Below are 25,975 nucleotides of genomic sequence, written 5' to 3'. Positions count from 1 at the left end.
TCGCCCGCCCGATCGCCGACGACAAGGGGAACGTCATGCCGTCGTACGCGAGTGAGTCGAAGAGACAGTGGGAGCTGGGCGGGCTTCTCGATCCGGCCACCACCGTCCTGCTCACCGTCGAGTGTCAGCAGGGTGTCGTCGGACCGGACGGCGCACTGCCCGAACTGGCCCGCGAGGCGCGGTCGTCGGGGGCCCTCGACAACGTGGCCCGGCTGGTCGCCGCGGCCCACGGGAGCGGGGTGCAGGTCATGCACGCCGTCGCCGAGCGGCGGCCCGACGGGCGGGGCGCCAATCACAACGCCCGCCTGTTCCGCGCGGCGGAACGGCTGCCCGTACGGCAGTTGACGGGCACCGCGGCCGTACGCGTGGCGCCGCCCATCGAGGTCGCCGACGAGGATCTGGTCGTACGGCGGCTGCACGGGCTGTCCCCGCTGGCGGGCACCGACGTGGATGCGCTGCTGCGCAATCTGGGGTGCCGCACGCTGATCGTCACCGGTGTCTCGGCCAACGTGGCCGTGCCCAACGCCGTGTTCGACGCGGTGAACCTCGGCTACGGCGTCGTCGTGCCCGGGGACGCCATCGCGGGGGTGCCTGCCGATTACACCCCCGCGATGATCCGCCACACCCTCGCGCTGGTCGCCACGGTCGCGACCACGGACGAGGTGCTGGCGTGCCTGACGAAGGTCAGGCCAGCGTGATCGAATCACCCGAGACGCTGACTTCCTTGGCCGGCAGCGGCTTCGGGGCCGGGCCGCTCTTCACGCTGCCGTCGACGATCGAGAAGTTGCTGTTGTGACAGGGGCAGTTGATCACGCCGTCGGCGATCGTCTTCACGGCACATCCCGAGTGGGTGCACACGGAGGAGAACGCCTTGTACTGGCCCGCCTCCGGCTGGGTGATGACGACACCCTCGCTCTCGAAGATCTTGCCGCCGCCCTCGGGGATGTCCGAGGTCTTGGCTATCGCCGTGCCGCCCGCGCCGTCGCCACCACTCGCGCTGCCGCTGCCGGCCTCGGCGGTCGAGTCGCTGCTCGCGTCGCCGCCGGCCCCGGAACCGGACGAGTTCGACGTCGAGGTCGAGGAGTCGTCCCCCGACCCGCACGCGGTCAGCGCGACGGCGAGTCCCGCCACGCCGGCCGCCGCCATGACGGTGCGGCGGCCCGGAATCGAAGCGGGTTTGATCGTTTCGCTGGTCATGCTGACGGTTCCTCCCGAGATGGCTTTGCACTTTCGCCCATGGATACGGCGGGCCCGTGCTTGAACGTTCAGACAGGGTGCACATCTTGGCCTGTCCGGGATCACGGCGGCGTCAAAAGCAGCTGTCCGAATGCTGTCGGTCGACGGAGACGGCGGACGGGTCGCGTCCGGGGGCTTCCGGCACGCCGGTAACCTGGGGCGATGCTCAAGGAAGTCAGCGCGACCCGGTACATCGCGCCGTTGCGAGAAGGCGGTTCGTTGCCCGGTCTCGTCGAGGCCGACGACCGCGGAACGTACGTCCTGAAGTTCACCGGAGCAGGTCAGGGCCGTAAGACGCTTGTCGCCGAGGTCGTCTGCGGTGAGCTGGCCCGACGGCTCGGGCTGCGTGTGCCCGACCTCGTCACCGTCGACCTCGACCCCGTCCTGGGGCTCGGCGAGCCCGACGAGCAGGTGCAGGAGCTGATCAAGTCCAGTGGCGGCACCAACCTGGGCATGGACTTCCTGACCCGTGCCCTCGGCTTCGACCCGCTCGCCTTCGAGGTGAGCCCCGAGGAGGCCGGGCGGATCGTCTGGTTCGACGCGCTGATCAACAACGTCGACCGCTCCTGGCGCAACCCGAACCTGCTGATGTGGCACGGCGAGCTGTGGCTCATCGACCACGGCGCCACCATGATCTGGCACCACCACTGGCCGGGCGCCCACACCTCCGCCGCCAAGCCGTACACCGCCGCCGACCACGCCCTGGCACGCTTCGCCCCCGATGTCGCCGCGGCCGCCGCCGACCTCGCGCCCCTGGTCACCGAGGAACTGCTCGCCGAGGTGACGGCCGAGATCCCCGACGTCTGGCTGGAAGACGAGCCCGGCTTCGAGACGCCGGACGCGCTGCGACGGGCCTACGCGCAGCCGCTGCTCGCTCGTTCCGCCGACATTCACGAACGCATCGAGGGGATCAAGTGAGCGACCGCTTCCTGGGGACCGGGGCGACCGGGCAGGACGTCTACGAATACGCGCTGCTGCGGATCGTGCCCCGGATCGAGCGTGGCGAGTGCTTCAACGCGGGCGTCCTCGTGTACAGCCGCTCCCGCGCCCTCGTGGCGGCCCGGACGCATCTCGACGAGGCCAAGCTGCTCACCCTCGACCCCGGGGCGGACGTGGCGGGCGTACGCGCCGCTCTGCGCGCCGTCGAGGGCGTGTGCGCCGGGGGAGAGGCGGCCGGGCAGGCGGCCCGGGACGACGCCGGACGGCGGTTCCGGTGGCTTGTCGCGCCGCGTTCCACGGTCGTGCAGGCGGGACCCGTGCACACTGGGCTCACGGCGGATCCGGGGGCGGAGGCAGAACGGCTGCTCGCTCTGCTGGTGAAGTGACGGACCGGTGTGCGGCGGTCCCCGGTCGGGGGCCGACGTAAGGGATCACACCTGGTGGAACGTTGACACCGGGTGCCAGGACTTCTAGCGTCACGTGTGCTGAAGGTACTAAGCGGTCGCTCACCCAGCGGGGGGCGCCGTAGGAGCCGCATCCCAAAGGCGAGGAGAACCAGCAATGTCCACCACTGAGCAGCGTGTCGCCGTGGTCACCGGTGGCGCGCGCGGCATCGGTGCCGCGACCGCCGTACGACTGGCCGCCGAGGGCCGTGCCGTCGCGGTGATCGACCTCGACGAGGCCGCGTGCAAGGACACCGTGGAGAAGATCACCGCCGCCGGCGGCAAGGCGCTCGCGGTCGGCTGCGACGTCTCCGACGAGGCCCAGGTCGAGGCAGCCGTCACCCGGATCGCCGAGGAGCTGGGCGCCCCGACGATCCTGGTGAACAACGCGGGCGTGCTCCGCGACAACCTGCTGTTCAAGATGGGCGTGTCCGACTGGGACACGGTCATGAACGTGCACCTGCGCGGCGCCTTCCTGATGGCCAAGGCCGTCCAGAAGTACATGGTGGAGGCCAAGTTCGGCCGGATCGTCAACCTGTCCTCGTCGTCCGCGCTCGGCAACCGGGGCCAGGCCAACTACTCCGCCGCCAAGGCCGGTCTGCAGGGCTTCACCAAGACCCTCGCCATCGAGCTCGGCAAGTTCGGCGTCACGGCCAACGCCGTCGCGCCCGGCTTCATCGTCACCGACATGACCGCCGCCACCGCCGCCCGCGTGGGCATGGGCTTCGAGGAGTTCCAGGCCGCGGCCGCCACCCAGATCCCCGTGCAGCGCGTGGGCCGGCCCGAGGACATCGCCGGCGCCATCGCCTACTTCACGGGCGAGGACGCCGGATTCGTCTCCGGCCAGGTGCTGTACGTCGCCGGCGGACCGCTCAACTAGGGGATCGGGAAAATGACTTCGGTGGAACTCCCCGAGCTTTCGGGCAAGGTCGCCCTCATCACCGGCGCCAGCCGCGGCATCGGCTACGGCATCGCCGAGGCCCTCGTCGCGCGCGGCGACCGGGTGTGCATCACGGGCCGGGGCGAGGACGCCCTCAAGGAGGCCGTCGAGCGGCTCGGCGCCGACCGCGTCATCGCTGTCGCGGGCAAGGCCCACGACGAGGCGCACCAGGCGCTCGCCGTCGAGCGCACGATGGAGGCCTTCGGCCGCGTCGACTTCCTGGTCAACAACGCCGGCACGAACCCGGTCTTCGGCCCGATCGCCGACCTCGACCTGAACGTGGCCCGCAAGGTGTTCGAGACGAACGTCGTCTCGGCCCTCGGTTTCGCGCAGCGGACGTGGCACGCCTGGCAGAAGGACAACGGCGGCGCGATCGTCAACATCGCCTCCGTCGCCGGTGTCTCCGCGTCGCCGTTCATCGGTGCCTACGGCATCAGCAAGGCCGCCATGATCAACCTGACCCTGCAGCTGGCGCACGAGTACGCGCCCAAGGTGCGGGCCAACGCGATCGCGCCCGCCGTGGTGAAGACGAAGTTCGCCCAGGCCCTGTACGAGGGCCGGGAGGCCGAGGCCGCGGCGTCCTACCCGCTCGGCCGGCTCGGCGTGCCCTCCGACATCGGCGGCGCCGCCGCGTTCCTCACCTCCGAGCAGTCCGACTGGATCACCGGCCAGACCCTCGTGGTCGACGGCGGCATCTTCCTCAACGCCGGGGTGGGCTGACAGAGTACGGCGGGTGCCGGTGCGCGATTCACCGAACGTCTCCGGCGCCCGTCCGCAACCCCCACAGGGGCTCGACAACGCCGTCACAAGCGGACTGATCAAGGGCTTTGCCAGCCGAGCGGGAGCCGCTCGCGGGGCCTGCGGTATCGTTCGCCCACTCTTGGTACGGCATTTCGAGGAGCATGCGCGTGTTCAACCGGAACCGATACTTGCCGCCACTCGCGGTGATCGCGTCCATATCCATGGTGACCGGGTGTGGTGTGTTCTCCTCGGATGCCTCGGACGACGCGGACCCCATCGTGGTGGGGACCACCAGTGCGCCGAGCACCCTGGACCCGGCCGCGGCCTGGGACAGCTCCTGGGAGCTGATGCGCAACGTCTTCCAGCCCCTGCTCGGCTACTCGCCCGGCGGGACCGAGCCCGAGCCGGACGCGGCCGAGAGCTGTGAGTTCGCGGACAGCTCCAGCACCATATACAGCTGCACGCTGCGCGAGGGCCTGAAGTTCTCGAACGGGCACACACTGGACGCGAAGGCCGTCAAGTACTCGTTCGACCGGATCAAGAAGATCAACGTCAACGGCGGTCCCGCGGGCCTGCTGACGACCCTCTCCCGGGTGCAGACGAAGGGCGACCGCGAGGTCGTCTTCCACCTCAGCCAGCCCGACGCGACCTTCCCCCTCGTGCTCACCACGCCCGCGATGTCGATCGTGGACCCCGAGGAGTATCCCGCGGACAAGCTCCGCGAGGGCAAGGAGATCACCGGCTCCGGGCCCTACGACCTCGCCTCCTACGACGAGGGCAAGACGGCCGAGCTGGTCAGCAACGAGAACTACAAGGGCCTCGCGGAGCGCAAGAACTCCGCCGTCACCATCAAGTACTTCCAGCAGTCGGACAAGATGGTCAGCGCCCTCAAGAACAAGGACATCTCGGTCATCTACCGGGGTCTCGGCGCCGCGGACATCGTGGACATCCAGGCCAACCACGACGAGGAGGGGCTCCAGATCGTGGAGAGCCCCACCACCGAGATCAGCTACCTGGTGTTCAATCCCAAGGACCCGTGGGCCAAGAACCCCGCGGTCCGCAAGGCCGTCGCCCAGATCCTCGACCGCCCGGCGCTCGCCCACAACATCTACAAGGACACCGTCGAGCCGCTGTACTCCATGATCCCCAGGGGTCTGGTGGGCCACACGACGGGCTTCTTCGACGACTACGGCGCCCCCGACGCGACCAAGGCGAAGGCCCTTCTCACCGACGCCGGCATCACCGACACGGTTCCCCTCACCCTCTGGTACACCTCGGACCGCTACGGCTCCCAGACCAAGCCGGCTTTCGAGGAGCTGAAGCGGCAGCTGGAGGCGTCCGGCCTGTTCTCGGTCAAGCTGAAGAGCCGCCCTTGGAAGACCTACTCGGAGGGCTACCAGAAGGGCGAGTACCCCGTCTTCGGGCGTGGCTGGAACCCCGACTTCAACGACGCCGACAACTTCATCGCCCCGTTCGTGGGCGAGCAGAACGCGCTCGGCACCCCGTACAAGTCCCCCGAGATCACGGACAAGCTGCTCCCGGAGTCACGTGCCGAGAGCGACCGTGGGGCCGTCATCGAGGAGTTCGAGGAGGCTCAGCAGATCCTCGTGGACGATGCCCGCCTGATCCCGCTGTGGCAGGGCAAGGCGTACACGGCCGCGAACGAGGAGATCGCCGGCCTGGAGAACGTCATCGACCCCGCGACGATGATGATCCTTTGGCAGCTGTCCTGGAAGACCAGCTGGTAGTTCCGGGTGCCGGGCCGCGTTGTCAGTGGGCGGCGGTAGGTTCTGTGCTCTGACGGCGACCGCGCTTTCCGCGGCCGCCCACGGTCTCGTGTTCCGTGGCCGTGAAGTGAGCGCACACCGGAGGAAGTTGACGTGACCGACATCGCCATGCTGCCCGAGTCCTGGCGCGGGGTCCTGGGGGACGAACTGCAGCAGCCCTACTTCAAGGAACTCACCGAGTTCGTCGAGGAGGAGCGCGCCAAGGGTCCCGTCTACCCTCCCCGTGAGCAGGTCTTCGCCGCGCTCGACGCCACGCCGTACGAGAGTGTGAAGGTGCTGGTCCTCGGCCAGGACCCGTACCACGGTGAGGGGCAGGGCCACGGTCTGTGCTTCTCCGTGCGGCCGGGTGTGAAGACCCCGCCCTCCCTGCGGAACATCTACAAGGAGATGCAGGCCGAGCTGGGCACCCCGATCCCGGACAACGGCTATCTGCTGCCCTGGGCCCAGCAGGGTGTGCTGCTGCTCAACGCGGTGCTCACGGTCCGCTCCGGTGAGGCCAACTCGCACAAGGGCAAGGGCTGGGAGAGGTTCACCGACGCCGTGATCCGCGCGGTCGCCGACCGGCCCGACCCGGCGGTCTTCGTGCTGTGGGGCAACTACGCGCAGAAGAAGCTCCCGCTGATCGACGAGGAGCGCCATGTGGTGGTGAAGGGCGCGCACCCCTCGCCGCTGTCGGCCAAGAAGTTCTTCGGCTCCCAGCCGTTCACACAGATCAACGCGGCTGTCGCCCAGCAGGGCCACGAGGCGATCGACTGGACGATCCCCAACCTCGGCTGACCGGCCGCTGGTCCACCCACACCTGTTCGTGTCCGCCCGTCCGGCTGCCCCGCCGTACGGCCGCCGGGGCGCCCCCGCGGCCGTACGGAGCCGCCTGACCGGGATTGCCGGTGCCTGCCGTTAGCGTCGGGAGGGACAGGCGGGACAGGGGGCGACGAGTGCGGAGGACGCGGTGGTGGAGCGACAGGAGCAGGTGGCACCGGACGCCATGATGACCCGGATCGGGCAAGCGGTCATGCTGCACCACGGGGGTGACCGAGAGGAGGCCCGGCACCGTCTCCTGAAGCTCTGGGCAGAGATCGGTGAGGACGGTGCCCCGCTCCACCGCTGCACGCTGGCGCACTACATGGCCGACACCCAGGACGACCCGGACGCCGAGCTGGCCTGGGACCTCAGGGCGTTGTCGGCGGCCGACGAACTGTCCGACGGCCGGGTGCCGGGGGACCCGGCGGAGCACCACGACAAGCTCGCCGTGCGCGCCTTCTACCCCTCGCTCCACCTCAACCTCGCCGCCGACTACGCCAAGCTGGGCCGCCCCGACGCGGCCCGCAGCCATCTGCGGCTGGCCCGGGGCGCGCTGGCCACGCTGGGGGACGACGGTCACGGTGACGGCATCCGCGCCGCCCTGACCCGGCTGGAGGCCCGGCTCGACGAGGCGGGCCCCGGTGCGGGAGAGATGCCGGGGCCGCCGCGACAGCGGCCCTAGCGGCAGGGCGGGCCCCGCGTGCCGGGGGCCTGTGTCCGCTCCTCGGCGTCGCGTGCCTCAACGGCCGTACACGTCCTTGCAGATGGCCGCCTGCGGGGTGTCCTTGCCCCAGCCGCCGTACTTGTGGCCGAGGGCGCACACGTCGGAGTTCTTCGGCGGTCGGGTCGGGATGGTCCTGGGCAGGGGAGGGACCTCGACATGAGGCCGGGACCCGGGTGGCGGTCCGTGCCGCTCGGGGGCACCCCGGTGCTCGTCCCGGGGCGGCGGCGGGGGTGCGGTGGGCGTGGGGGCGTCGGTGGTGGCAGCCGGCGCGACGGGCTTCGGCGTGGTGGACGCGCTCGGTGTGGACTCCCGGGGCGGGCCGACCAGCTCCAGGGCCTCCCGCGCCGGGGCCTGCACGGTCTGTGTCTCGGTGGTGCCGTCCGGGCGGGGCATGGAAGGCCGGGACGGGACGGGTGACGCCTCGGGCGGGGGCGGGCGGTGCGCGGTCACGCAGCCGGTGAGGGCCGAGACGGCCACGGTGACCAGGAGCGTTGCGGTGGTGGTCGATCGATGCACGCGCGCAACTCTGCTGTGTCCGGGCCGCTTTGGGGAGGGGACAGGGGAGGATGCCCCCACACGGGTGACGCCCGGGACCGCCGACGACGCTGGGGCCCCGCCCACCCGCCCGCCGGCCCTTGCCACGCGCCTGCGATGCCGCGCGCTCCGCCCGGCCTCCCCCTCCGGCACACGTGCGGCAGGCTCCGCACCCGTCCGGCTGTCCCCGGCCCCGTCTTCGTCGGGAGCCGGGCTCCCGCACCGTCGTCGCGGTGCGCCGGACGTCCGGCTCCGCTCAGTATCCGGTGGCCCCGTCGATCCGCTCCCGGATCAGGTCGGCATGCCCGTTGTGCCGCGCGTACTCCTCGATCATGTGGGTGTAGATCCACCGCAGGCTCGGTGCCTCGCCCGTTCGCCGGTGCACCGCCTTTCCGACGTCGTCCAGGGCGAAGCCCTCCGCGTTGCGCCGGGCGATCGCGATCTCCTGCTGCCAGGTGCCGTGGGCCTCCTCCCAGGTGTCCGCCCGAGTCAGATGGAACTCTCCGTCCGGGTCCTCGTCGCTGAAGTAGATCGGCCCCTGGTCGTCGTCCACGAGCACCTTGCGGAACCAGATGCGCTCGACCTCCGCCATGTGCCGTACGAGCCCCAGCAGGGACAGCTCGGAGGGCGGCACCGAGGCGGTCCTCAACCGGGCGTCGTCCAGGCCCTCGCACTTGATCGCGAGAGTCTCGCGGTGGTAGTCGAGCCAGCCTTCGAGCATGGTCCGTTCATCGGCGGTGAGGGACGGTTCAGTGCGCTGGATGGTCATGCCGGCCATCCTGGCAGCCCCCGTATGCTGCCGACGAGGCATTTCGACGGCACACCGTGGACGGGAGACCCCTGTGAAGGTCGGCTGCATCGGGCTCGGCGACATCGCGCAGAAGGCGTATCTGCCGGTCCTCGGCACCAGGCCGGGGCTCGAACTTCATCTGCAGACACGGACGCCCGCCACCCTCACCCGGGTCGCCGACGGCCTCCACCTCCCGCCGGGGCAGCGGCACACCGATCTTGACGCGCTGCTCGCCCAGGGCCTCGACGCGGCTTTCGTGCACGCGCCCACCGGGGTCCACCCCGAGATCGTGGAGCGGCTGATCGACGCGGGCGTGCCGACGTACGTCGACAAGCCGCTCGCGTACGAACTCGCCGACTCGGAACGGCTCGTACGGCTCGCGGAGGAGCGCGGCGTCGGGCTAGCCGTGGGCTTCAACCGGCGATACGCGCCCGGGTACACACAGTGCGCCGACCATCCGCGCGAACTGATCCTCATGCAGAAGAACCGCATCGGCCTGCCCGAGCTGCCGCGCACGATGATCCTGGACGACTTCATCCATGTCGTCGACACCCTGCGGTTCCTGGTGCCGGGGGAGGTCGAGGACGTCACCGTGCGCGCCCGCACCGAGGGCGGGCTGCTGCACCACGTCGTGCTGCAGCTCTCCGGCGACGGTTTCACCGCGCTCGGCGTCATGAACCGGCTCAGCGGTTCGGCTGAGGAGATCCTCGAGGTCTCGGGGCAGGACACCAAGCGGCAGGTGGTGAACCTCGCCGAGGTCGTCGACCACAAGGGGCAGCCGTCCGTGAGGCGGCGCGGCGACTGGGTGCCGGTGGCCCGGCAGCGGGGCATCGAGCAGGCCGTCCTCGCCTTCCTCGACGCCGTGCGCGCGGGCAAGGTGCTCAGCGCGCGGGACGCGCTGGCGACTCACGAGTTGTGCGAGCGGGTGGTGCGGGCGGTGGAGGACCGGTCCGCCGCCTGAGCCGCGGGCGGCTCAGGGCCCGTCCGCCGCAGCCGCACGGCCCGTACGCCCTCGAAGGCGCCCCACGCGAGAAGCACCAGCAGTGCCACGTGCACCGGCCAGTCGCCGAAGCGGACGTACGGCGTCGTACCGCTCGCCAGCGGTACCTCGTACACCGCCGTCGTGCTCTCGTCCGTGCCCAGCCAGGAGCCGACGCGCTCGCCGTCCGGGCCGTACACCGCCGAGACGCCGGTGAGCGTCGCGTGGACCATGGGACGGCCGGTCTCGGCGGCCCGCAGCGCGGCCAGCGAGGCGTGCTGCTCGGGCGCCCAGCTCTGTTGGAACGTGGAGGTCGCCGACTGCGCGAGCAGCAACTCGGCGCCGTCCCGGGCGAGATGACGGCTCATGTCCGGGAACGCGGACTCGAAGCAGACCATGGGGCCGATCCGCAGCCCCTTCCCGGAGTCGAAGACGACCTGCTCGGTGCCGCGTCGGCGGTCCTCGCCCGCCGCCTCGCCGACCGAGGTGGCCCAGCCGAGCAGCGAGCGCATCGGGATGTACTCCCCGAAGGGAACGAGACGCATCTTGTCGTACCGGTCGCCGGTCGGACCGTCCGGGCCGACGAGCACCGAACTCTTGTAGATGCCGGGGCGGTCGGAGCGGCGCGCGTCGACGTTCACGAGGATGTTCGTGTCCGTCTCACGGGCCAGCGCGGCGATCCGGTCGGCGAGATCGGGCCGGTCGGCCAGGTCGTGGCCGACGCTGCTCTCGCCCCACACGATCAGGTCCAGGTCCCGCCCCGCGAGCCGTCGGGTCAGCGCCTCCTCGCGGGCGAACCGGTTGTCGGGGCCGTCGGTCACACCGGGCTGGACGACGGCTATCCGCACCTCACCGCGGATGTCGGGTCGCGGCGACCACAGCCACACCGCCGAGGTCGCGAGGGCCGCCGCGACGAGTCCGGCGAGCGCCGGCGCCCGGGACCGGCGTACCGAAACCAGCACGGTGACCGCGACGTTGACGGCCACCACCAGGAAGCTGAGCAGCCAGACCCCGCCGACCGAGGCCAGCCGCAGCGCCGGCTCCACCTGCCACTGGCTGGACCCCAGCAGGCCCCACGGTCCGCCGAGGCCCTGCCACGAGCGGACGAGTTCGATCGCCAGCCAGCCCGACGGCACTGCCAGCAGCGCGGCGGCGATCCGAGCCGGCGAGGGTGTACCGGCCAGGAACCGGCGCACCAGCCAGGCCCAGGGTGCCCACAGCGCGCCCAGCAGGCCGGCGATGATGAAGGTGAACACATGGAGGTTCGGCAGCAGCCAGTGGTGCATGGCCAGTATGAACGCGAATCCGCCGAGCCAGCCGTCGTACGCCGCCCGGCGGCCGGTCGGGGCCGTGCGGATCAGCAGTATCCACGGCACCAGCGCCGCATACGCCGCCCACCACAGGCCCGGCGCCGGGAACGCGAGCACGGGCAGGGCCCCGGCCACGACGACAGCCACCCGCCGCCGCCACGGGGAGGCGCCCCAGTCCGGCGTCCTCATACAGCGCCTCCCTCCCCACCGGTCCGTCCCTCCAGTGTGCGCGCCGGGGACGATCTCCGACAGAGGGCGTGGGCGGAGCGGGGGTGGTGAAGGGGGCGAGGCGGGTTCCGGTACCGGCGGGACTGTGGGGCGGCCGGGGAAGGGCGGGAGTACCCGACCACTCAGGCTCCGGATCCGGCCCCCGGCCGGCGGAACGGCGACGGGCGACACCGACGACCGTCGTCAGCAGGTCGAGTTTCCGGTCGCCGTAGGACGCCGGGCGCGGGCCGGGCGCGGATGCGGATGCGGATGCCGCGGCGGGGCAGCAGGACGGCGGTCGGACCGGACGGATGAGCGCTGGAAGGGGGCTTGGGTGCTGTGGTCCCGTCGGTGACGGTCGGGGCGGAGTGTGCTCAGGCCGGGGAGGGGTGCTGGGTGGAGGCGAGGCCCTCCGGGGCGCGGCGCCATTTTTCCCGGACGACGACCTCGCGGAGGCGCCAGCCCTCGGGGGTGCGGGTCAGGGTGAAGGCGTAGCGGCCGCCGCAGACGAAGTCGGGGGCGGTGGATCCGCCGTCGTGTCCGGCGAAGCGCATCGGGTTGATGTAGTCCGCCTGGACCTGGGCGGTGTCGCCGATGTCCTGCTCCAGGTATCCGAAGCGCACCCGTCGGTTGACGATCAGGTGCTGCCGCATCGGGAAGAGCTCCATGCTCCGGGCCAGCCACCCGGCGACCTGCGCGGCGTCGCCCTCGACGCCGCCTGCCGAGCGGTAGTCCGCGCGGCCCTCCGGTGCGAACAGGTCCCGGTACGCCGTCCAGTCGCCGTCGTCCACCGCCACCGCGTACTCGGTGATCAGGCCGTCGACGGCGAGCCGGTCCATCACGGTCGCGAGTTCCACGCGCTGCGTCATCGGCTCAGTGTTGGGGCAGGAGACGCGCCACGCCAAGGGGCGTGCGAGCAGATGGGGGATATTTCGGGGATCGGGGGCCGGAAGCCAGGAGGGATCGGGTCATGGGGCGCGGCTCCCGGCCCTGAATATTCGGTGGCTTCGGGGTGCCGCCGTGATCGAACCTGGTCCCCGTGACTGAAAGTGAACGCCCCTCAGAGACCGAACCCAAGTTCCGTGTCCGTGCCCGCCACACCGCCGACACGGTCACCGTCTACCAGGCGTACCGCCCGGAGATAGGCGGCCCGGCCGCGCGCCACGGTCGTTTTCCGGCCGCGTGGAAGCGGGACCGGATGACCTGGATCAAGCCCTCCTTCCTGTGGATGATGTACCGCTGTGGCTGGGGTACGAAGGAGGGGCAGGAGACCGTCCTGGCTGTGGAGATGACCCGTGAGGGGTTCGAGTGGGCGCTGCGGCATGCGTGTCTGTCGCACTACGTGCCCGAGCTGCACGCCGATCAGGCGGACTGGAAGCGCCAACTGAAGCGGTCACCGACGCGGGTGCAGTGGGACCCGGAACGGGATCTGCATCTCAACCCCCTGCAACACCGCTCCCTCCAGTTGGGGCTGGCGGGCGAGGCGGCGGTGAGATACGCGGACGAGTGGATCGTCGGGATCGAGGACGTGACACCGCTGGCCCGGCAGGTGCACGGTCATGTGCGGGCGGGGGAACTGGACCGGGCGGCCGCGTTGCTGCCGCAGGAGCGGCCGTATCCGGTGGTGGAGGACGTGCTGAGCCATCTGCGGTGACAGGTCCGCGAGGCGAGCCCGGTCCTGACGGACGAGGCGAGCCCGGTCCTGACGGATAGCGGTCGTGCAGGGTGACCGCTCACTGCGTGGGCTGCCGCGCCGATCGCCGCAGTGCGTCCGAGACGGTGAGGAACAGGACGCTGTCCGGCACGCTGGAGACCGGCTCCCGCGCTGCGGGCTTGCGCTCACCGGTGACCAGTACGTGGATGGTCGATCCCATCAGATCGACTTCGCTGATCTTCTCCCAGGCCAGGACCCTGCCCGCGTGCTCCAGCCCGGCCAGGCTCACCGTGAACGGCCCGAATGCCACCCGTCCCCCGGTCTGCAACAACGTGCCGAGCTCGGCCAGTCGGGCCTTCGCGTCCTCTTCCGCGCCCCGGCTCCGAACCGCGAGCCAGCCGTTCGCGATCAGGGTTCCGACTTCCCGAGCCTCGGGCCTGTCACCCGACACCATGAAGTTGCCGGCCGGCATCTGGACGTACACGGAATGCGTGGTCGACATGGTGACCCCGTTACGCACGTGATCCGTCGCGTGTCGCTGGCATCCGGTGATCTCGTCCCAGGATCCGGCGATGGGTGGTTGCGAACCGTACTGGTAGACCACGCCGTTCGTGAAAACGGCACACCACGCGACCGGTCTGAAGCGTGCGGCCAGCGGAACGGCGATCGCCCCGAGGAAGGTGCATCCGCCGAGGATGATGAAGAGGATCGCATTCGTCCACTCGCTCTCACCACTGATGACGAAGACCATCATCACGCAGAACGCGGTGACCAGAAGGAGCATGAACGAGCCCCACCAGGACACCGAACTCGTCTGTGTGCGGAAGGCGTATCGCCCCGCGCCGAGCTGCCGCTCCGCCGCCGCTCCCGGCACTGTCGCCGGGATCTCGTCCCATAGGTTTCGGGCCCCCATCGCCACTCCCACCGCGCGCCGATTACCCCAACAGGCTTTGCCACAAGCTGAGTTGACGATGTGAAATATCATCAGGATGCTACGAGGTCTGGCTGGAGAGCGGTAGACGTCGGTTGTCGGTCGGGGCGCATCATCCCCCGGTCGGTCGGCATCGGATACGCGGACGAGTGGATCGTCGGGATCGAGGACGTGACGCCGCTCGCGGGGGATGTCCATGGCCTCGTACGGGCGGGGGAGCCGGACGAGGCCGCGCGCCGCTGCCCGAGGAGCGAGAGCACCACAGGCCTGACGGGTGAAGGCACCACGGGCCTGACAGGCGGGATCACCCGGTCAGGCCCGCGCCGGCGCTCTCGGAAGCGGTCAGCCGCGTGGCCGGCCGAGCAGCGTACAGACCGCGTTCTCCTCGATCGTGCGGAGCTTCTCCAGCAGGTCGGGGTTGAGCGTCCTGTTCACCTGGGTGGTGAGCGAGAAGGTGAGGGACTTGCGGCCGTCGGGGGTCGCGGCGATCAGCTGCGTGTAGCCGGGGAAGTTCCCGGTGTGCCCCAACACCACCCCGCAGCGGGTGTCGTAGCGGAAGATGCCGAGTCCCGCCGTGTTACGGCCGGGACCGGCCGGTTCGGAGGCCCCCTCGATCCAGCGGCGCTGCTCACGCAGAGCCGCTCTCGACGTCAGCTTCCCGGCGGCGTAGCCGCGGATGAACCGCGTCATGTCACGCGGGGTGGAGACGATCCCGCCCGAGGCCCACACACCGGACGCGCTCAGTACTTCACTGACGTCCTCCGGCGGCGCGGGCGGCTCGACGGCGTAGCCGTGCATGTACGGCTCCGGCAGCTCGTAGCCCAGCGGGAGGCTGGTGTCGTTCAGGCCGAGGGGCCGGTAGACGAGCCGGCTCAGCAACTCCTCGTACGGCCTGTGGGTCGCCGCCTCCGCCATCAGCGCGACGGCGATGTTGTCGGAGTTGGAGTAGTGGTACCGGGACCCGGGGCGGAAGCGCAGCGGTTCGTCCGCGACGAAGTCCAGCAGCCGACGGGGGTCGAAGGTGCGGCGCGGGTCCGCCAGGAGCAGTTCCAGGAACTCCGGGTCCTCGGTGTAGTCGGGCAGTCCGCTGGTGTGGTTCAGCAACTGCCGCAGCGTGACCGACCGCCAGGCGCGCGGCAGCTGGGGCAGGGTGCGGCCGATGGTGCTGTCGAGACTGAGCGTGCCCCGCTGCACCAGGCGCAGTGCCACGGCACCGCTGAACGCCTTCGCCGTACTGGCGATCCGCATGTGGTCGGTGGGCTCGATCGGACGTCCGGTCTCCAGGTCGGCGACCCCGGCGCGCAGAACATGTGACGTGCGGTCCCGTTGCAGTACGACGATCACACCCGGCGGTCCTCCAGGATTGCCGACCAGGTCTTCGAGTTGCTGTTGCAGGGCACGCTCGCTCCCGCCGCCGCCGGGTCCGGGTCCGGGTCCGGGTCCTGAGTCGGTGTCGGAGGCGGCGCCCGCCGCCGGGGCGAGGAGCAGGCCACCCAGGCAGGACGCCCCGAGCAGGGCGACGAGCGACAGGCGGAGACGGAGACGGAGGCGGGAACGAGGGCCGGTGCTGGTACGGGTACGGGTGTGCGAGCGGGAAGCGGACGCAGGCGTGAGTGGCATGAGGGTCCCGGGAAGATCGGCGGGCAGGGCACCCTCAGCATTGGCCGGACCACGCTCACGCGCGCGCGAGCTTGCTCTATCCGGCCGATCGGCTTCGCGAGCTGTTCTCGGCGGCTCGGACGGGCGGGGCCGGACGGGGGGTGCGGTCAGCGCGCGGTGAACTGCACCCCGGTCGCCTGTACGACGTCCGGCCGCACCGCGATGCCGTCGACGGTCAGCCGTTCCCCGTAGATGTCGGTGATCCTGAGCGCGCCGCCGCACCCGCCGCCCTGCTCGGAGAGGAAGTAGTTGTACTCGGTACGGGGCAGTCGGGCCCAGCCGCCGCCGTCGCGGACCTCCAGCCGTGCCACCGGGTTCCGGTGCCCGATCACCTGGATGCCGCACCAGTACTGGCTGGACCCGGTCTTGTACCGGATCGACAGAGGGCCGGACGTGCCAGGGCTCAGCAGACTCCAGGTGATCGGGATCTGGCCGCTTGAGGGGGCGGCGAGCTTGGCGAAGGCCTGTGCGCTGAGGTCGAGCTGGCCGGGCTTGCAGGGCGCCGGGCACTCGTTGGTGATCCGGACCGTCACGGCGGCGCCGCCCGCCGCGCGGACGCGCACGTACGCCCCGCAGGCCTTGGAGACCTCGTAGTCGGTGGTGTTCATCGCCGCGGTCATCACGTCGTCGCTCGGGCCGTACGAGCAGGCGCCGCCCTCGCCCGTACCGGCGTCGTAGAAGGTGGCGACTCCTTCGCGTTCGACCCCGGGCCGGATCCGCCCCGCCAGCTGTGCCGAGGCGGACCCGGCCTGCCGGGTGACGGCGGGCGACGGCCGGGTGGACCCGGTGGTCGGGGTCGCCGACGGAGTGGTCGTCGAGGCCGACGGGGACGGGGACTTCGAGGGTGTGGCGGAGGGCTTCCGCTCCGGTGCCCCGGAGGACGCTCCGGTCGCCCGGGGAGTGGTCGCGGCGGGGGCGGCCCCGACCTTCCCTGCGGCTTCGGCGCCTGTCTCGCGGTCGGGGCCGAAGGCGATGACGAGCGACGCGGCGAGCCCGACGGCCGCCACAGCGGCGACGGATATGAGGGCGGTGCGCCGCTTGGGCCGGCGGGAGGAGCGGTGGGAACGGGCTGCCACGTTCAAGTCCTTCGGGTCCGTGCGTGGTTCGGGTCCGTGCGTGGTTCGGGTGCGTGCGTGGTTCGGGTGCGTGCGTGGTTCGGGTGCGTGCGTGGTTCGGAAACGGAGTGATCCTGGAGAAAACGTGATCCTGGAGAAAGCGTGATTCGTGTGGGGCTCGTGTGGAAGGAGCTTCCCACTCATGGGTTGCCGCCGGGGCCGGAATGGTTGCCCTCGACGTGATGCGCCGACCGGGCTGCGATCGTAGGATGATCGATCGCCGAGTTCGTCGTGGCCGCACACCGGGTGCGTCATGTTCGCTGTCAGGGAGGTCGGGATGTCACGTCCGGTCACGGTGGTCACGGGTGGGAGCCGGGGGATCGGTGCCGCGACCTGCCTGCGGCTCGCGTCGGACGGTCACGACGTGGTCGTGGGGTACGTGAACGACGGGGCGGCCGCCGAGTGGATCGCGACGGGAGTACGGGCGAACGGGGCGCGCTGTGTCACGGTCAGGGCGGACACCTCGGTGGAGGCCGACGTGGACCGGCTGTTCGAGACGGCGGCGGACCGGCTCGGGCCGGTGACGGGGCTGGTCAACAACGCCGGGGTGACGGGCCCGTTCGGGAGGCTGGTGGACGCCGACACTGATGTGCTCCGCCGGGTGGTCGAGGTCAACCTCCTCGGCGTGCTGCTGTGTTCGCGTCGGGCGGCCGAGGTGATGGCGGCCCGCGGAAGCGGCGTCATCGTGAACGTGTCCTCGGCGGCGGCCACGCTGGGCAGCCCCGGCGAGTACGTCCACTACGCGGCGACCAAGGCCGCGGTCGACGCGCTGACGACGGGACTCGCGAAGGAACTCGGCCCGGACGGCATCCGTGTCAACGCGGTCGCGCCCGGCGTGATCGACACCGAGATCCACGCGCGGATGGGTGACCCGGAACGCCCCGACCGTATCGCGGCCTCCATCCCTCTCCGCCGCCCCGGCCGCGCCGACGAGATCGCCTCGGCCATCGCCTGGCTCATGTCCCCGGAGGCCTCGTACACGACGGGAGCGGTGCTGCGGGTGTCGGGGGGCCGGTGAAGCACCGTGGGATGGCGGGTTGTCGGCGGGCTTCCGGTCCTGTGTGGTTGCTCGCGCAGTTCCCCGCGCCCCTTCGGGGTCGCGTTCAGTGGGCCGGTGGCCTGAAGCCGCGCCGCTTGTCGAGCAGCCGCTGGAACACGGTCGGCGTGGGCCGGTCGGCGATGAACTCCTTGAAGGACGTGGCGCATCGGAGCGGATCCGCCCGGGTCGTGTCGTACTCGATGTCGTGGAGCCCGTGTGCGTGCACCTGTCCCGACTGCCGCACGGCCGGCCCTATCGGCCGGTCGCCCCGCTCCCGCTCGCGTCGTTCGAGCTCCGCGCGGGGGCAGTGCACGCCCACGAACACGACATCCTGCGCCACGAAGAGGTCGAGGCAGTCCCGCAGCCGCCATTCCGGGCTCAGGACGTGGTCCATGACGACGTTGTTGCCCGCGGCAGCCATCCCGGCGATCGCTCGGTGGTAGCCCCGCCGGGTGTTGTGGAGCACGGTGGTGAGCCGTTCGGGGACATCTCCCGGCGGGTCCGCATGGCGTGGAACGCGTCGACCGGGATGTGGAAGGAGGGCTCGTCGAGGATGTTCAGCAGTTCCACGGCGATGCTCGACTTGCCCGAACCGGACGTGCCGTTGAGGAAGATGACCAGGCCGCCGGGGTGGCGGGTCCGCTCGTCGGTGGCTCGCCCCGTAGGGGTTACGCGGCCTCGATGATGTCTCCGCGTATCGCCGCGGCCCACTCTGCGACCAACAGCTCGTACTCCGCCCGCTCCTGCGGCGACAGTGACCCGCCGGCGTGCCGCCACAGCGCTCGGATCCGGTCGTTCAAGTCGGCGGCGGACCGCACGGAACCACGGGCAAAGGGATCGGGGGACATGCGGACAAGAGTAGGCGCCATCACTGACAGTGCGCTACCGGTCGGCTACGGGTGCCGTATGTGGTTGGTCACTGAGGGGAGTTGGTGAGGAGCTGGCAGTTGGCGTTCTACGACTTCCCGGCCGAGCACTGGATCCACCTCCGTACCACGAACCCCATCGAGCCGACCTTTGCGACCGTCCGTCTGCGAACGAAGGTCACCGGGGGTGCCGGGTCCCGCACGGCCGCCCTGGCGATGGTCTTCAAACCCGTAGTCCGCCCAGGCCCGCCGGCGCTCGGTCAACGCACCCCACCTCGTCGCCCTGGTCCCGGGCTGGTGCCCACTTCGAACGCGGCCAACTCGTCGAACGGCATGACACGGTGGCCGCATGAATCTGCCCCCGGCCCTCCTTGCTGACCTGCATGCCCCCAACGCCCGGGATCGCGACGCCGCTGCCGAGCAGCTCGGCGACCTCCTGGGCGGGCCCAGCCTGACCCAGGACGAGACGGAAACCGCTGTCGCACGCCTGCTCATCGCCGCCATCGAGGACCCGGACGACGCCGTCCGTGAGAGTGCCCTCAACGCCATCGGCAACGCCTCCGAACGCCGAGACCTGCCGCTCCACCTGGTCGCCGGACTGGCGCCGTGGCTCCACACGATGGCCGCCCCCCTCCTCGAGCACGCCCTCGGCATTCTCGGCTCCTCCCGTGACCCCGACGCCCACCCGATGATCGAGCCCTACCGGCAACACCCCATGGACTATGTCCGCGAGGCCGCCGCCATGGCGCTGGCAGAGCTGCCCGATCACAACACCCCCGCGGCGACGGACCACACTGTTGACAATTCCTCCGTTGATTGAGGGAAGCGCCCACTCGCACTCATGGGAGACGAGCAGCAGCTCCGCCAGAAACGGCGGGACCAGGAGCGTCCGGTGCGAGTCGTACTTCGGCGGGTACGGCCGGAGAACAACATGCAGTGGCCCTTCCGACACCCGCTGGCCACCCACGCAGCGGGAACGATCCTGGGCCGACGCCGCAACGCTCGCCGATCTACGCCATCGCGGGTGGCAGTGGCGAGGGTGAAGCCGGCTCCCGATCAGGGTCCAGCAGGCAGCAGGCAGCAGGCAGCAGGCAGCAGGCAGCAGGGAGCAGGCAGCGGGCACAGCGGGCAAGCCGGATCTGACGGTCAGGGCCAGTCCGGCCACCGGCGGAGGCGGCTCCGCCGGTCAGGGCTCTGGCCAGGACGGACAACATTCCGGACAGGACTTCGGGGCGTCGGGATCAGGGTCCGGAGACGGCGGCGACATCAGCGACCGGAAGGCGCGCGCCCGCCAGTGGGACCGGAAGGCGCGCAGTGGGACCGGAAGGCGTGCGCCCGCCAGTGTGAGAAGCGCGCCATGGCGGGGAATGGGCCAACCCCCAGGTGGTCCCGCCTGGTCCCTGCACGACAACGAGAGAGCCTCCGAGGAGTCAACCTCGGGGGCTCTTTGGTTACCGCAAACCAACCGCCGGCCGGAACCAGCCGAACCGGACCTCCGTCACCCCGAAGATTCGGCCGCGTGAGGGCTCAGCACACCCATGCTGACCAGCACAATGATGACGATGCCGAGCGCGATGCGGTACCAGACGAACGGCATGAAGCTCTTGGTGGAGATGAACTTCATGAACCACGCGATGACCGCGTAGCCGACGAAGAAGGCGATGACGGTGGCGAAGATCGTCGGCCCCCAGGTGACGTGGCCGCCCTCCATCGCGTCCTTGAGCTCGTAGCCGCCCGAAGCGATCACGGCCGGGATGGCGAGGAGGAAGGAGTACCGGGCCGCGGCCTCGCGCTTGTAGCCCATGAGGAGGCCACCGCTGATGGTGGCGCCGGAGCGGGAGACGCCGGGGATGAGGGCCATGGCCTGGCAGAGGCCGAAGATCAGGCCGTCCTTGACGCTGAGCTGTTCGAGGCTCTTGCGCTCCTTGGCGGCGCGGTGCTTGCCGCCCGTCTCGTCGCGCGCGGCCAGGCGGTCCGCCACGCCCAGGACGATGCCCATGACGATCAGCATCGTCGCCGTGAGGCGCAGATCACGGAAGGGGCCCTCGATCTGGTCCTTGAGCGTCACGCCGAGGACACCGATCGGGATGGAGCCGACGATCACCAGCCAGCCCATCTGGGCGTCGTGGTTGCCGCGCATCTCCTTGTTGAACAGCGAGCGCGACCACGCCGAGATGATGGTGGCGATGTCCTTGCGGAAGTAGATCAGCACGGCGGCCTCGGTGCCGATCTGGGTGATCGCCGTGAAGGCCGCTCCCGGATCCTCCCAGCCGGAGAAGGCCGCCGTCAGGCGCAGGTGCGCGCTGGAGGAGACGGGGAGGAATTCGGTCAGCCCCTGGACGAGTCCGAGGATGAGGGATTCAAACCAAGACATGAAGTTACGTGGTCCAAGCGCTGATCGTGGAGGGCCGACGGAAGACGTGCCGCGCCGCGGGGCGGGTGATCACAGGTGCTGGGGGCAGCCTAGCGCCCCAAGGGGACAGGGCTGTCACAGGGGTTTCGCAGGGCCGGCCGGGGGCGGGCGGAGGGTGTGCGCGGGACGGGTGGAGCGTCGGCGTTCCGAGGCGTGGAACGGCCGGATCCGTGGTGTTGACCAGTCACTATGTCCGCACATACGTTGCTGGCGAGGGAAAGCGCTTGCCGCGGCAGGGGTCGCCGCACCACCGGAGCCCCCGCCACCAGGCGTTCGCCAACGTCCGATGTCACGTTCGATGGAGTGCTGATCACGTCCATGCCCACACCCAGCAACGACCCGAGCCCGACTCCGGACCAACTGCCGAACCGCCCCCCGGCCCCGCTCGCCGGCCGTCGTGTCCGTGCCGCGATCATCGGTATCGGCGCCATCGGCGGCGGCTCGCACCTGCCCGCGCTCGCGCGGCTCGCCGAGGAGGGCGAGACCGAGGTCGTCGCGGCCGTCGACATCGATGCCGACGCGGTGGCGAAGTTCTGCGCGGAGCACGGCATCCCGCACGGCTACACCGATCTGGACCGCATGCTCGCGGAGCAGCGGCCCGACCTGGTCAGCATCTGCACCCCGCCGACCCTGCACCGCGACCAGACGATCGCCGCACTACGGGCCGGCGCCTGGGTGTGGTGCGAGAAGCCGCCGGTGCCGACGCTGGCCGACTTCGACGCCGTCGAGGCGGAGGAGGGCACGGAGACCTCGGGGCCGTACGCCTCGATCGTCTTCCAGCACCGCTTCGGGTCGGGTTCGCAGCACGTACGGAAGCTGCTCGCCGAGCAGAGCCTCGGTCGCCCGCTCGTCGCGCACTGCCAGACCACCTGGTACCGGGACACCGCCTACTACGCCGTCCCCTGGCGCGGACGCTGGGCCACCGAGGGCGGAGGGCCCGCCATGGGGCACGGCATCCACCAGATGGATCTGCTGCTGGATCTGCTCGGCCCGTGGAGCGAGGTCCGGGCGATGGCCGGGCGGCTGGTCCACGACGTGGAGACCGAGGACGTCTCGACGGCCCTCGTCCGCTTCGAGAGCGGCGCCCTGGCCACCGTCGTCAACAGCGTCCTCAGCCCCGACGAGGTCAGCCGCATCCGCATCGACTGCGAGCGCGCCACCGTCGAACTGACCCATCTGTACGGCCACTCCAACGCCAACTGGTCCGTCATCCCCGCCCCGGGCACCCCGGACGCGGACGCGGCGGCCTGGAAGGACTTCGGCGAGGACGTGCCCAGCTCGCACCTGGCCCAGTTGCGCGAGCTGGTCGCCAGCATGCGCGCGGGTGAGCGTCCGCGCAGCAGCGGCGCCGACGGGCGGACGAGCCTGGAGCTGATCGCCGCCCTGTACAAGTCGGCGTTCATGGACGTGACCGTACGGCGCGGTGAGATCGGGCCCGGAGACCCCTACTACACGGCCATGCACGGAGGTGCCCCCGGGTGGGCGCCCGGAACCGCCCAGGTGTCCGCCGACGCGAGCTCCGTCGGCACGAGTGAGGAGATCACCGCATGACCTTCCACGACGGGCTGCGCGTGGTCCACGCCCACGGCGACCGGATCACGGTCACCGAACCCACCACCGGCGTAGAGCTGTTGAGCTACGTCTACCGGCCGGAGGCGGCCTGGGAGGCGCCGAAGCCGTATCTGCACCCGATCCGGACGCTGGCGGGGGACGTCGTCACCGACTTCCGGCCCAACGACCACCGCTGGCACAAGGGCCTGCAGCTGACGGCCTCACACCTGTCGGGCCAGAACCTGTGGGGCGGCAACTCGTATGTGCACGGCGAGGGTTATCTGCCGATCCAGGAGCGGGTCGGTTCGATGGCACACGTCGGTTTCGACGTCGTCGACTCGGACGGCGAGACGGTCGTGATCGCCGAGCGGCTGACCTGGCACCCGTACACCGGGGAGCTGTGGGCGGACGAGGAGCGCCGGATCGAGATCCACGACGTCGACACGGAGTCGGGCTCGTGGGCACTGACCTGGACGAGCGCGATCACCAACCGCCGTGACGAGCCGCTGCTGTTCGGCAGCCCCACCACCGCCGGACGCGAGATGGCCGGTTACACGGGCCTGTTCTGGCGCGGTCCGCGTGCCTTCCGGGACGGGCGGATCATCGGGCCCGACTCCGAGGGGCCCGAGCTGATGGGCGGGCAGGCGCCCTGGCTGGCCTACTCGGGCGAGCACGACGGCACCGACGGACACGCCACGCTCGTCTTCTCGCACGCGCCCGAGAACGACCACGCCGGAGACCGGGGCGCACACCCCGCCCACTGGTTCGTCCGCAACGAGCCCTTCGCCGCCGTCGCTCCCTCCTGGGCCTTCTTCGAGGAACTGGAACTGGCTCCCGGCGACACGCTCACCCGTCGCTACCGGGTCGTCGTGGCGGACGGAGCCTGGGAGCGGGAGGAGATCGCCAAGTACCTGGAGGCGCACCCGTGGTGAGCGGATACGAGGGACTGCCGGGCGGGGTCGCCGTCTCGCACCTGTCCGTGTACGGCTGGCCCGCCGCGGACGGGGTCTGCGGCGGAACTCCCCATATGCACCTGACCTGTTCGGAGGCGTACGTCGTCACCGGCGGACGCGGCGCGGTGCAGACGCTGACGACCTCCGGGTACGAGGTCACCCCACTGGCGCCCGGCACGGTCGCCTGGTTCACACCCGGCACCATCCACCGGCTGGTCAACGAGGACGATCTGCGCATCACCGTCCTCATGCAGAACAACGGGCTGCCGGAGGCGGGCGACGCCGTTCTCACCCTGCCCCCGGAGTACCTCACCGACCCGCAGACGTACGCCGCCGCCACCCGCATCCCGGTGGACGCGCCGGAGGAGGAGCAGGAGCGCGTCGCCCGGACCCGGCGCGACCTGGCCATGGAGGGCTACCGGGCGCTGCGCGACGCCTCCGGCCCCGAGCCGCTCGCCGCGTTCCACCGGGCCGCCGCCGCGCTCGTACGGCCCCGGCTCGCGGAGTGGCGGGCGCGCTGGGAGCGGGGTGCGCGGGCCGCTGCCACGGTGACCGGGGAGCAGTTGGAGCGGCTGGAGCGGGGGGACCTGTCGCACCTGGCCGACGCGGTTGTGCGGGCCGAGGAGCCCTCCGCGTACGGGAAGTTCGGGATGTGCGGGCGGTTGGACGTCTACAAGGGGGACTGAGCGCCGGGCGCCTTCGAGCTCGGGGAGCGCTGCGGTGGGGCGGGTGCGGGTTGTGTGTGGCTTGTCGCGCAGTTCCCCGCGCCCCTTCGGGGCGCTCGTACGACCGGGCGTCTCACGTCGCCGTCGGCCCGGTCACCGACCAGCCGGGGGACTGCGGGTGCGCCATGAGGTCCTCGTGGCGCACCTCGCCGGCGCAGGCCGTGCAGGTGACCACGGGAACCAGTTCGTGGCCGCAGGAGTGCTCGACCACCATGGGGCGGTCGTTGCCCTTCCGGAGATGGCGGTCGCCCCACGCCATGAGCGTCATCAGGACCGGCTCCAGTTCGAGACCCGCCTGCGTCGGCCGGTACTCGAAGCGCTGCGGGCGTTCGCTGTAGACGTGTTTGTGCAGGATGCCCGCGTCGACCAGGCGCCTGAGGCGGGTCGCCAGCACGTCACGCGGGGCCCCGATGTTGCGGACCAGTTGCTCGAAGCGGCCGTTGCCGAGGCAGACCTCGCGCAGGACCAGCAGGGAGTACTTCTCGCCGACGAGAGCCAGGGCGTCGGCGATGGAACAGGGGCGCGGAGCGCCGGAGGCGGGCATGTGCGCAGTCTAGGGGAGGGTTGGTTTTTCCAACCTGTCGAGCTGTGGTGAGTTGGAGTTCCTGCTCGCTGGTGGCCGCCAGGCGGTCGTGGAGGCCCGCCACGTCCAGCGACGAGGTCGGCGAGCAGGCCATGCCCCGCCACCAGCCATGCCGTCCCCTCGTTTCCGCGTCAGCGGGCCCGCAAGTGGTGGCGCTTGCGCCAGGCCAGGGCCGCGCCGACCAGGGCCGGGATCGCGATGCAGGCCATGGCGATCAGGAAGGCCGGGGAGGTCGGGGACGAGGCTCGGGCGCCGGCCACCGCGTACGCGGCGGTGTTCGGGATCGAGCCGAGGGCGGTGGCGAGGAGGAAGGGGAGGTAGCCCATGCGGGAGACGGACGCGCAGTAGTTGGCCGCCCAGAAGGGCACTCCCGGGAACAGCCGGGCCGCCAGCATCGAGCGGAAGCCGTGGCGGCTGAGCTGGCCGTCCGCCGACTTCAGCCAGCGGTGGCGGAGAAGAGGGCGCAGGGCGTCCTGTCCGAGCATCCGGCCCAGGCCGAAGGCGATGCCGGCCCCGAGAACCGTGCCCGCGAGCGCCGAGGCCAGACCCAGCTGGGAGCCGAAGAGGGCGCCCGCCGCGATGTTGAGGATCGGCCGGGGCACGAAGGCGACCGTGCACAGCCCGTACGCCACCGCGAACATCACGACCGCCGCCGCGCCGCTCAGCTGGGGCGGCCAGCCGTCGGCCAGCAGCCGCTGCGGCTCGAACAGCAGCACGGTCGACACGGCGCCCAGGAGCAGTGCCACGAGCAGCGAGAACCGCGCCCACGGCGAGAGCAGCACTCTGCTCCAGCGGGCGACGCGCCCCAGAGCCACGGCTGGGACGGCGACAGGTGTGGCGACGGCGAGCTCCGTGGCGGCGGTCCGGGGAATGACCGTGGCGGTGCCCCCAGAGCGGGTGGTGGCATCGAGCATTCGTCGACGGTAACCGACCCATGTACGTGTATGCCGTACGGAACGTCTCACGGGGGTCACAGCAAGCGGAACGACGGGCTCGCCGGCCACGGTGTGCCAGGTACCCCGACGGGTACCGCGCACCGTGCTGCCTGCGCCTTC

Annotated in this window: 27 protein-coding genes and 2 pseudogenes; 16 read left to right on the top strand and 13 right to left on the bottom strand. The window is 70.9% G+C overall.

The window, feature by feature from the left end; translation table 11 throughout:
* Positions 1 to 35: 35 nt before the first annotated feature.
* Positions 36 to 698, top strand: a complete 663-nt coding sequence (locus OG858_RS07430) for a cysteine hydrolase (protein ID WP_319261841.1) — start codon at positions 36 to 38, stop codon at positions 696 to 698.
* Here OG858_RS07430 and OG858_RS07425 read toward each other — a convergent pair.
* On the bottom strand, positions 685 to 1,197 hold the full coding sequence (locus tag OG858_RS07425) for a Rieske (2Fe-2S) protein (RefSeq protein WP_319067444.1): 513 nt from the start codon (positions 1,195 to 1,197) through the stop codon (positions 685 to 687). The two genes, OG858_RS07430 and OG858_RS07425, sit on opposite strands and share 14 nt — an antisense overlap.
* A gap of 201 nt (positions 1,198 to 1,398) precedes the next feature.
* On the opposite strand from OG858_RS07425, the gene OG858_RS07420 reads away from it, so the two are divergent.
* The 7 genes from OG858_RS07420 to OG858_RS07390 all read left to right on the top strand — a co-directional run bounded on the left by OG858_RS07420 (position 1,399) and on the right by OG858_RS07390 (position 7,569).
* Entirely contained in the window at positions 1,399 to 2,154 is a 756-nt protein-coding gene (locus OG858_RS07420) for a HipA family kinase (protein WP_319261834.1), read from the top strand.
* Entirely contained in the window at positions 2,151 to 2,561 is a 411-nt protein-coding gene (locus OG858_RS07415) for a DUF3037 domain-containing protein (protein WP_086749137.1), read from the top strand. The genes OG858_RS07420 and OG858_RS07415 overlap by 4 nt, the downstream gene beginning before the upstream one ends.
* 175 nt (positions 2,562 to 2,736) lie before the next feature.
* Positions 2,737 to 3,498 carry a 3-oxoacyl-ACP reductase FabG gene (gene fabG, locus OG858_RS07410; RefSeq protein ID WP_037704818.1) on the top strand — a complete coding sequence of 254 codons (762 nt, stop codon included), beginning with the start codon at positions 2,737 to 2,739 and terminating at the stop codon, positions 3,496 to 3,498.
* Between the two features lie 12 nt (positions 3,499 to 3,510).
* On the top strand, positions 3,511 to 4,278 hold the full coding sequence (locus OG858_RS07405) for an SDR family oxidoreductase (RefSeq protein WP_037704819.1): 768 nt from the start codon (positions 3,511 to 3,513) through the stop codon (positions 4,276 to 4,278).
* A gap of 188 nt (positions 4,279 to 4,466) precedes the next feature.
* A complete protein-coding gene (locus tag OG858_RS07400) occupies positions 4,467 to 6,047 on the top strand; it encodes an ABC transporter substrate-binding protein (protein WP_086749136.1) in 1,581 nt (526 codons plus the stop codon).
* A 132-nt stretch (positions 6,048 to 6,179) separates the two neighbouring features.
* A complete protein-coding gene (locus OG858_RS07395) occupies positions 6,180 to 6,863 on the top strand; it encodes a uracil-DNA glycosylase (RefSeq protein WP_086749135.1) in 684 nt (227 codons plus the stop codon).
* A 172-nt stretch (positions 6,864 to 7,035) separates the two neighbouring features.
* Positions 7,036 to 7,569, top strand: a complete 534-nt coding sequence (locus OG858_RS07390; protein WP_319067445.1) for a hypothetical protein — start codon at positions 7,036 to 7,038, stop codon at positions 7,567 to 7,569.
* Between the two features lie 57 nt (positions 7,570 to 7,626).
* Here the strand turns inward: OG858_RS07390 and OG858_RS07385 are convergent, their stop codons facing one another.
* Positions 7,627 to 8,127: a hypothetical protein gene (locus OG858_RS07385; RefSeq protein WP_327749190.1), complete on the bottom strand. Its 501-nt coding sequence runs from the start codon at positions 8,125 to 8,127 to the stop codon at positions 7,627 to 7,629.
* Between the two features lie 274 nt (positions 8,128 to 8,401).
* Positions 8,402 to 8,914, bottom strand: coding sequence for a DinB family protein (locus OG858_RS07380; protein ID WP_319315345.1), 513 nt, complete (start codon positions 8,912 to 8,914; stop codon positions 8,402 to 8,404).
* 73 nt (positions 8,915 to 8,987) lie between these two features.
* On the opposite strand from OG858_RS07380, the gene OG858_RS07375 reads away from it, so the two are divergent.
* Positions 8,988 to 9,896 (top strand): Gfo/Idh/MocA family protein, encoded by a 909-nt coding sequence (locus OG858_RS07375; protein WP_086754076.1) that lies wholly within the window; start codon positions 8,988 to 8,990, stop codon positions 9,894 to 9,896.
* On the opposite strand, the gene lnt is transcribed toward OG858_RS07375, so the two are convergent.
* Positions 9,842 to 11,413, bottom strand: coding sequence for an apolipoprotein N-acyltransferase (gene lnt, locus OG858_RS07370; protein ID WP_319067447.1), 1,572 nt, complete (start codon positions 11,411 to 11,413; stop codon positions 9,842 to 9,844). The genes OG858_RS07375 and lnt overlap by 55 nt on opposite strands.
* 392 nt (positions 11,414 to 11,805) lie before the next feature.
* Positions 11,806 to 12,300 (bottom strand): nuclear transport factor 2 family protein, encoded by a 495-nt coding sequence (locus OG858_RS07365; protein ID WP_319067448.1) that lies wholly within the window; start codon positions 12,298 to 12,300, stop codon positions 11,806 to 11,808.
* 170 nt (positions 12,301 to 12,470) lie between these two features.
* Between OG858_RS07365 and OG858_RS07360 the strand changes: the two genes are divergently transcribed.
* Positions 12,471 to 13,085 carry a DUF4291 domain-containing protein gene (locus OG858_RS07360; RefSeq protein ID WP_086748307.1) on the top strand — a complete coding sequence of 205 codons (615 nt, stop codon included), beginning with the start codon at positions 12,471 to 12,473 and terminating at the stop codon, positions 13,083 to 13,085.
* A 79-nt stretch (positions 13,086 to 13,164) separates the two neighbouring features.
* Here the strand turns inward: OG858_RS07360 and OG858_RS07355 are convergent, their stop codons facing one another.
* From OG858_RS07355 to OG858_RS07340, 3 genes are all read right to left on the bottom strand, one after another.
* Positions 13,165 to 14,214, bottom strand: coding sequence for a DUF6585 family protein (locus tag OG858_RS07355; RefSeq protein WP_373420805.1), 1,050 nt, complete (start codon positions 14,212 to 14,214; stop codon positions 13,165 to 13,167).
* A 144-nt stretch (positions 14,215 to 14,358) separates the two neighbouring features.
* On the bottom strand, positions 14,359 to 15,636 hold the full coding sequence (locus tag OG858_RS07345; RefSeq protein ID WP_327743542.1) for a serine hydrolase domain-containing protein: 1,278 nt from the start codon (positions 15,634 to 15,636) through the stop codon (positions 14,359 to 14,361).
* A 146-nt stretch (positions 15,637 to 15,782) separates the two neighbouring features.
* On the bottom strand, positions 15,783 to 16,751 hold the full coding sequence (locus tag OG858_RS07340) for an expansin EXLX1 family cellulose-binding protein (RefSeq protein ID WP_086748310.1): 969 nt from the start codon (positions 16,749 to 16,751) through the stop codon (positions 15,783 to 15,785).
* 316 nt (positions 16,752 to 17,067) lie between these two features.
* On the opposite strand from OG858_RS07340, the gene OG858_RS07335 reads away from it, so the two are divergent.
* Complete coding sequence (locus tag OG858_RS07335) at positions 17,068 to 17,808, top strand: SDR family NAD(P)-dependent oxidoreductase (protein WP_086748311.1); 741 nt, start codon at positions 17,068 to 17,070, stop codon at positions 17,806 to 17,808.
* Between the two features lie 85 nt (positions 17,809 to 17,893).
* Here OG858_RS07335 and OG858_RS07330 read toward each other — a convergent pair.
* Positions 17,894 to 18,450, bottom strand: a pseudogene (locus OG858_RS07330) (chloramphenicol phosphotransferase CPT family protein).
* 47 nt (positions 18,451 to 18,497) lie between these two features.
* Positions 18,498 to 18,677 carry a hypothetical protein gene (locus OG858_RS07325; RefSeq protein ID WP_086748313.1) on the bottom strand — a complete coding sequence of 60 codons (180 nt, stop codon included), beginning with the start codon at positions 18,675 to 18,677 and terminating at the stop codon, positions 18,498 to 18,500.
* 99 nt (positions 18,678 to 18,776) lie between these two features.
* Here OG858_RS07325 and OG858_RS07320 point away from each other — a divergent pair.
* Positions 18,777 to 19,048: pseudogene (locus OG858_RS07320) on the top strand (IS256 family transposase); the annotation flags it as partial.
* Positions 19,045 to 19,515 carry a hypothetical protein gene (locus OG858_RS07315; protein ID WP_086748312.1) on the top strand — a complete coding sequence of 157 codons (471 nt, stop codon included), beginning with the start codon at positions 19,045 to 19,047 and terminating at the stop codon, positions 19,513 to 19,515. The pseudogene OG858_RS07320 and the gene OG858_RS07315, both read left to right, overlap by 4 nt.
* A 678-nt stretch (positions 19,516 to 20,193) precedes the next feature.
* Here OG858_RS07315 and OG858_RS07310 read toward each other — a convergent pair.
* The gene (locus OG858_RS07310) at positions 20,194 to 21,069 is read right to left on the bottom strand and encodes an undecaprenyl-diphosphate phosphatase (protein WP_319121424.1); all 876 of its coding nucleotides are present in this window, start codon (positions 21,067 to 21,069) and stop codon (positions 20,194 to 20,196) included.
* A 357-nt stretch (positions 21,070 to 21,426) separates the two neighbouring features.
* Here OG858_RS07310 and OG858_RS07305 point away from each other — a divergent pair, with 357 nt between their 5' ends.
* The 3 genes from OG858_RS07305 to OG858_RS07295 are packed head-to-tail and all read left to right on the top strand — an operon-like array spanning position 21,427 to position 24,298.
* Entirely contained in the window at positions 21,427 to 22,659 is a 1,233-nt protein-coding gene (locus OG858_RS07305; RefSeq protein ID WP_256960608.1) for a Gfo/Idh/MocA family protein, read from the top strand.
* A complete protein-coding gene (locus OG858_RS07300; RefSeq protein WP_086749762.1) occupies positions 22,656 to 23,591 on the top strand; it encodes a DUF6807 domain-containing protein in 936 nt (311 codons plus the stop codon). Before OG858_RS07305 ends, OG858_RS07300 begins: the two co-directional genes overlap by 4 nt.
* Positions 23,585 to 24,298, top strand: a complete 714-nt coding sequence (locus OG858_RS07295; RefSeq protein WP_319320332.1) for a cupin domain-containing protein — start codon at positions 23,585 to 23,587, stop codon at positions 24,296 to 24,298. Before OG858_RS07300 ends, OG858_RS07295 begins: the two co-directional genes overlap by 7 nt.
* A gap of 112 nt (positions 24,299 to 24,410) precedes the next feature.
* Here OG858_RS07295 and OG858_RS07290 read toward each other — a convergent pair whose 3' ends face one another.
* Both OG858_RS07290 and OG858_RS07285 read right to left on the bottom strand, forming a co-directional pair.
* Positions 24,411 to 24,881: a winged helix-turn-helix transcriptional regulator gene (locus OG858_RS07290; protein WP_086749760.1), complete on the bottom strand. Its 471-nt coding sequence runs from the start codon at positions 24,879 to 24,881 to the stop codon at positions 24,411 to 24,413.
* Positions 24,882 to 25,051: 170 nt separating this feature from the next.
* On the bottom strand, positions 25,052 to 25,834 hold the full coding sequence (locus tag OG858_RS07285; RefSeq protein WP_086749759.1) for a TVP38/TMEM64 family protein: 783 nt from the start codon (positions 25,832 to 25,834) through the stop codon (positions 25,052 to 25,054).
* Positions 25,835 to 25,975: the final 141 nt, after the last annotated feature.

The organism is Streptomyces europaeiscabiei, assembly GCF_036346855.1.
Classification (GTDB): Bacteria; Actinomycetota; Actinomycetes; order Streptomycetales; family Streptomycetaceae; genus Streptomyces; species Streptomyces europaeiscabiei.
Note: the sequence above shows the minus strand (reverse complement) of the source record. Positions and strands in the feature narration are given on the sequence as shown.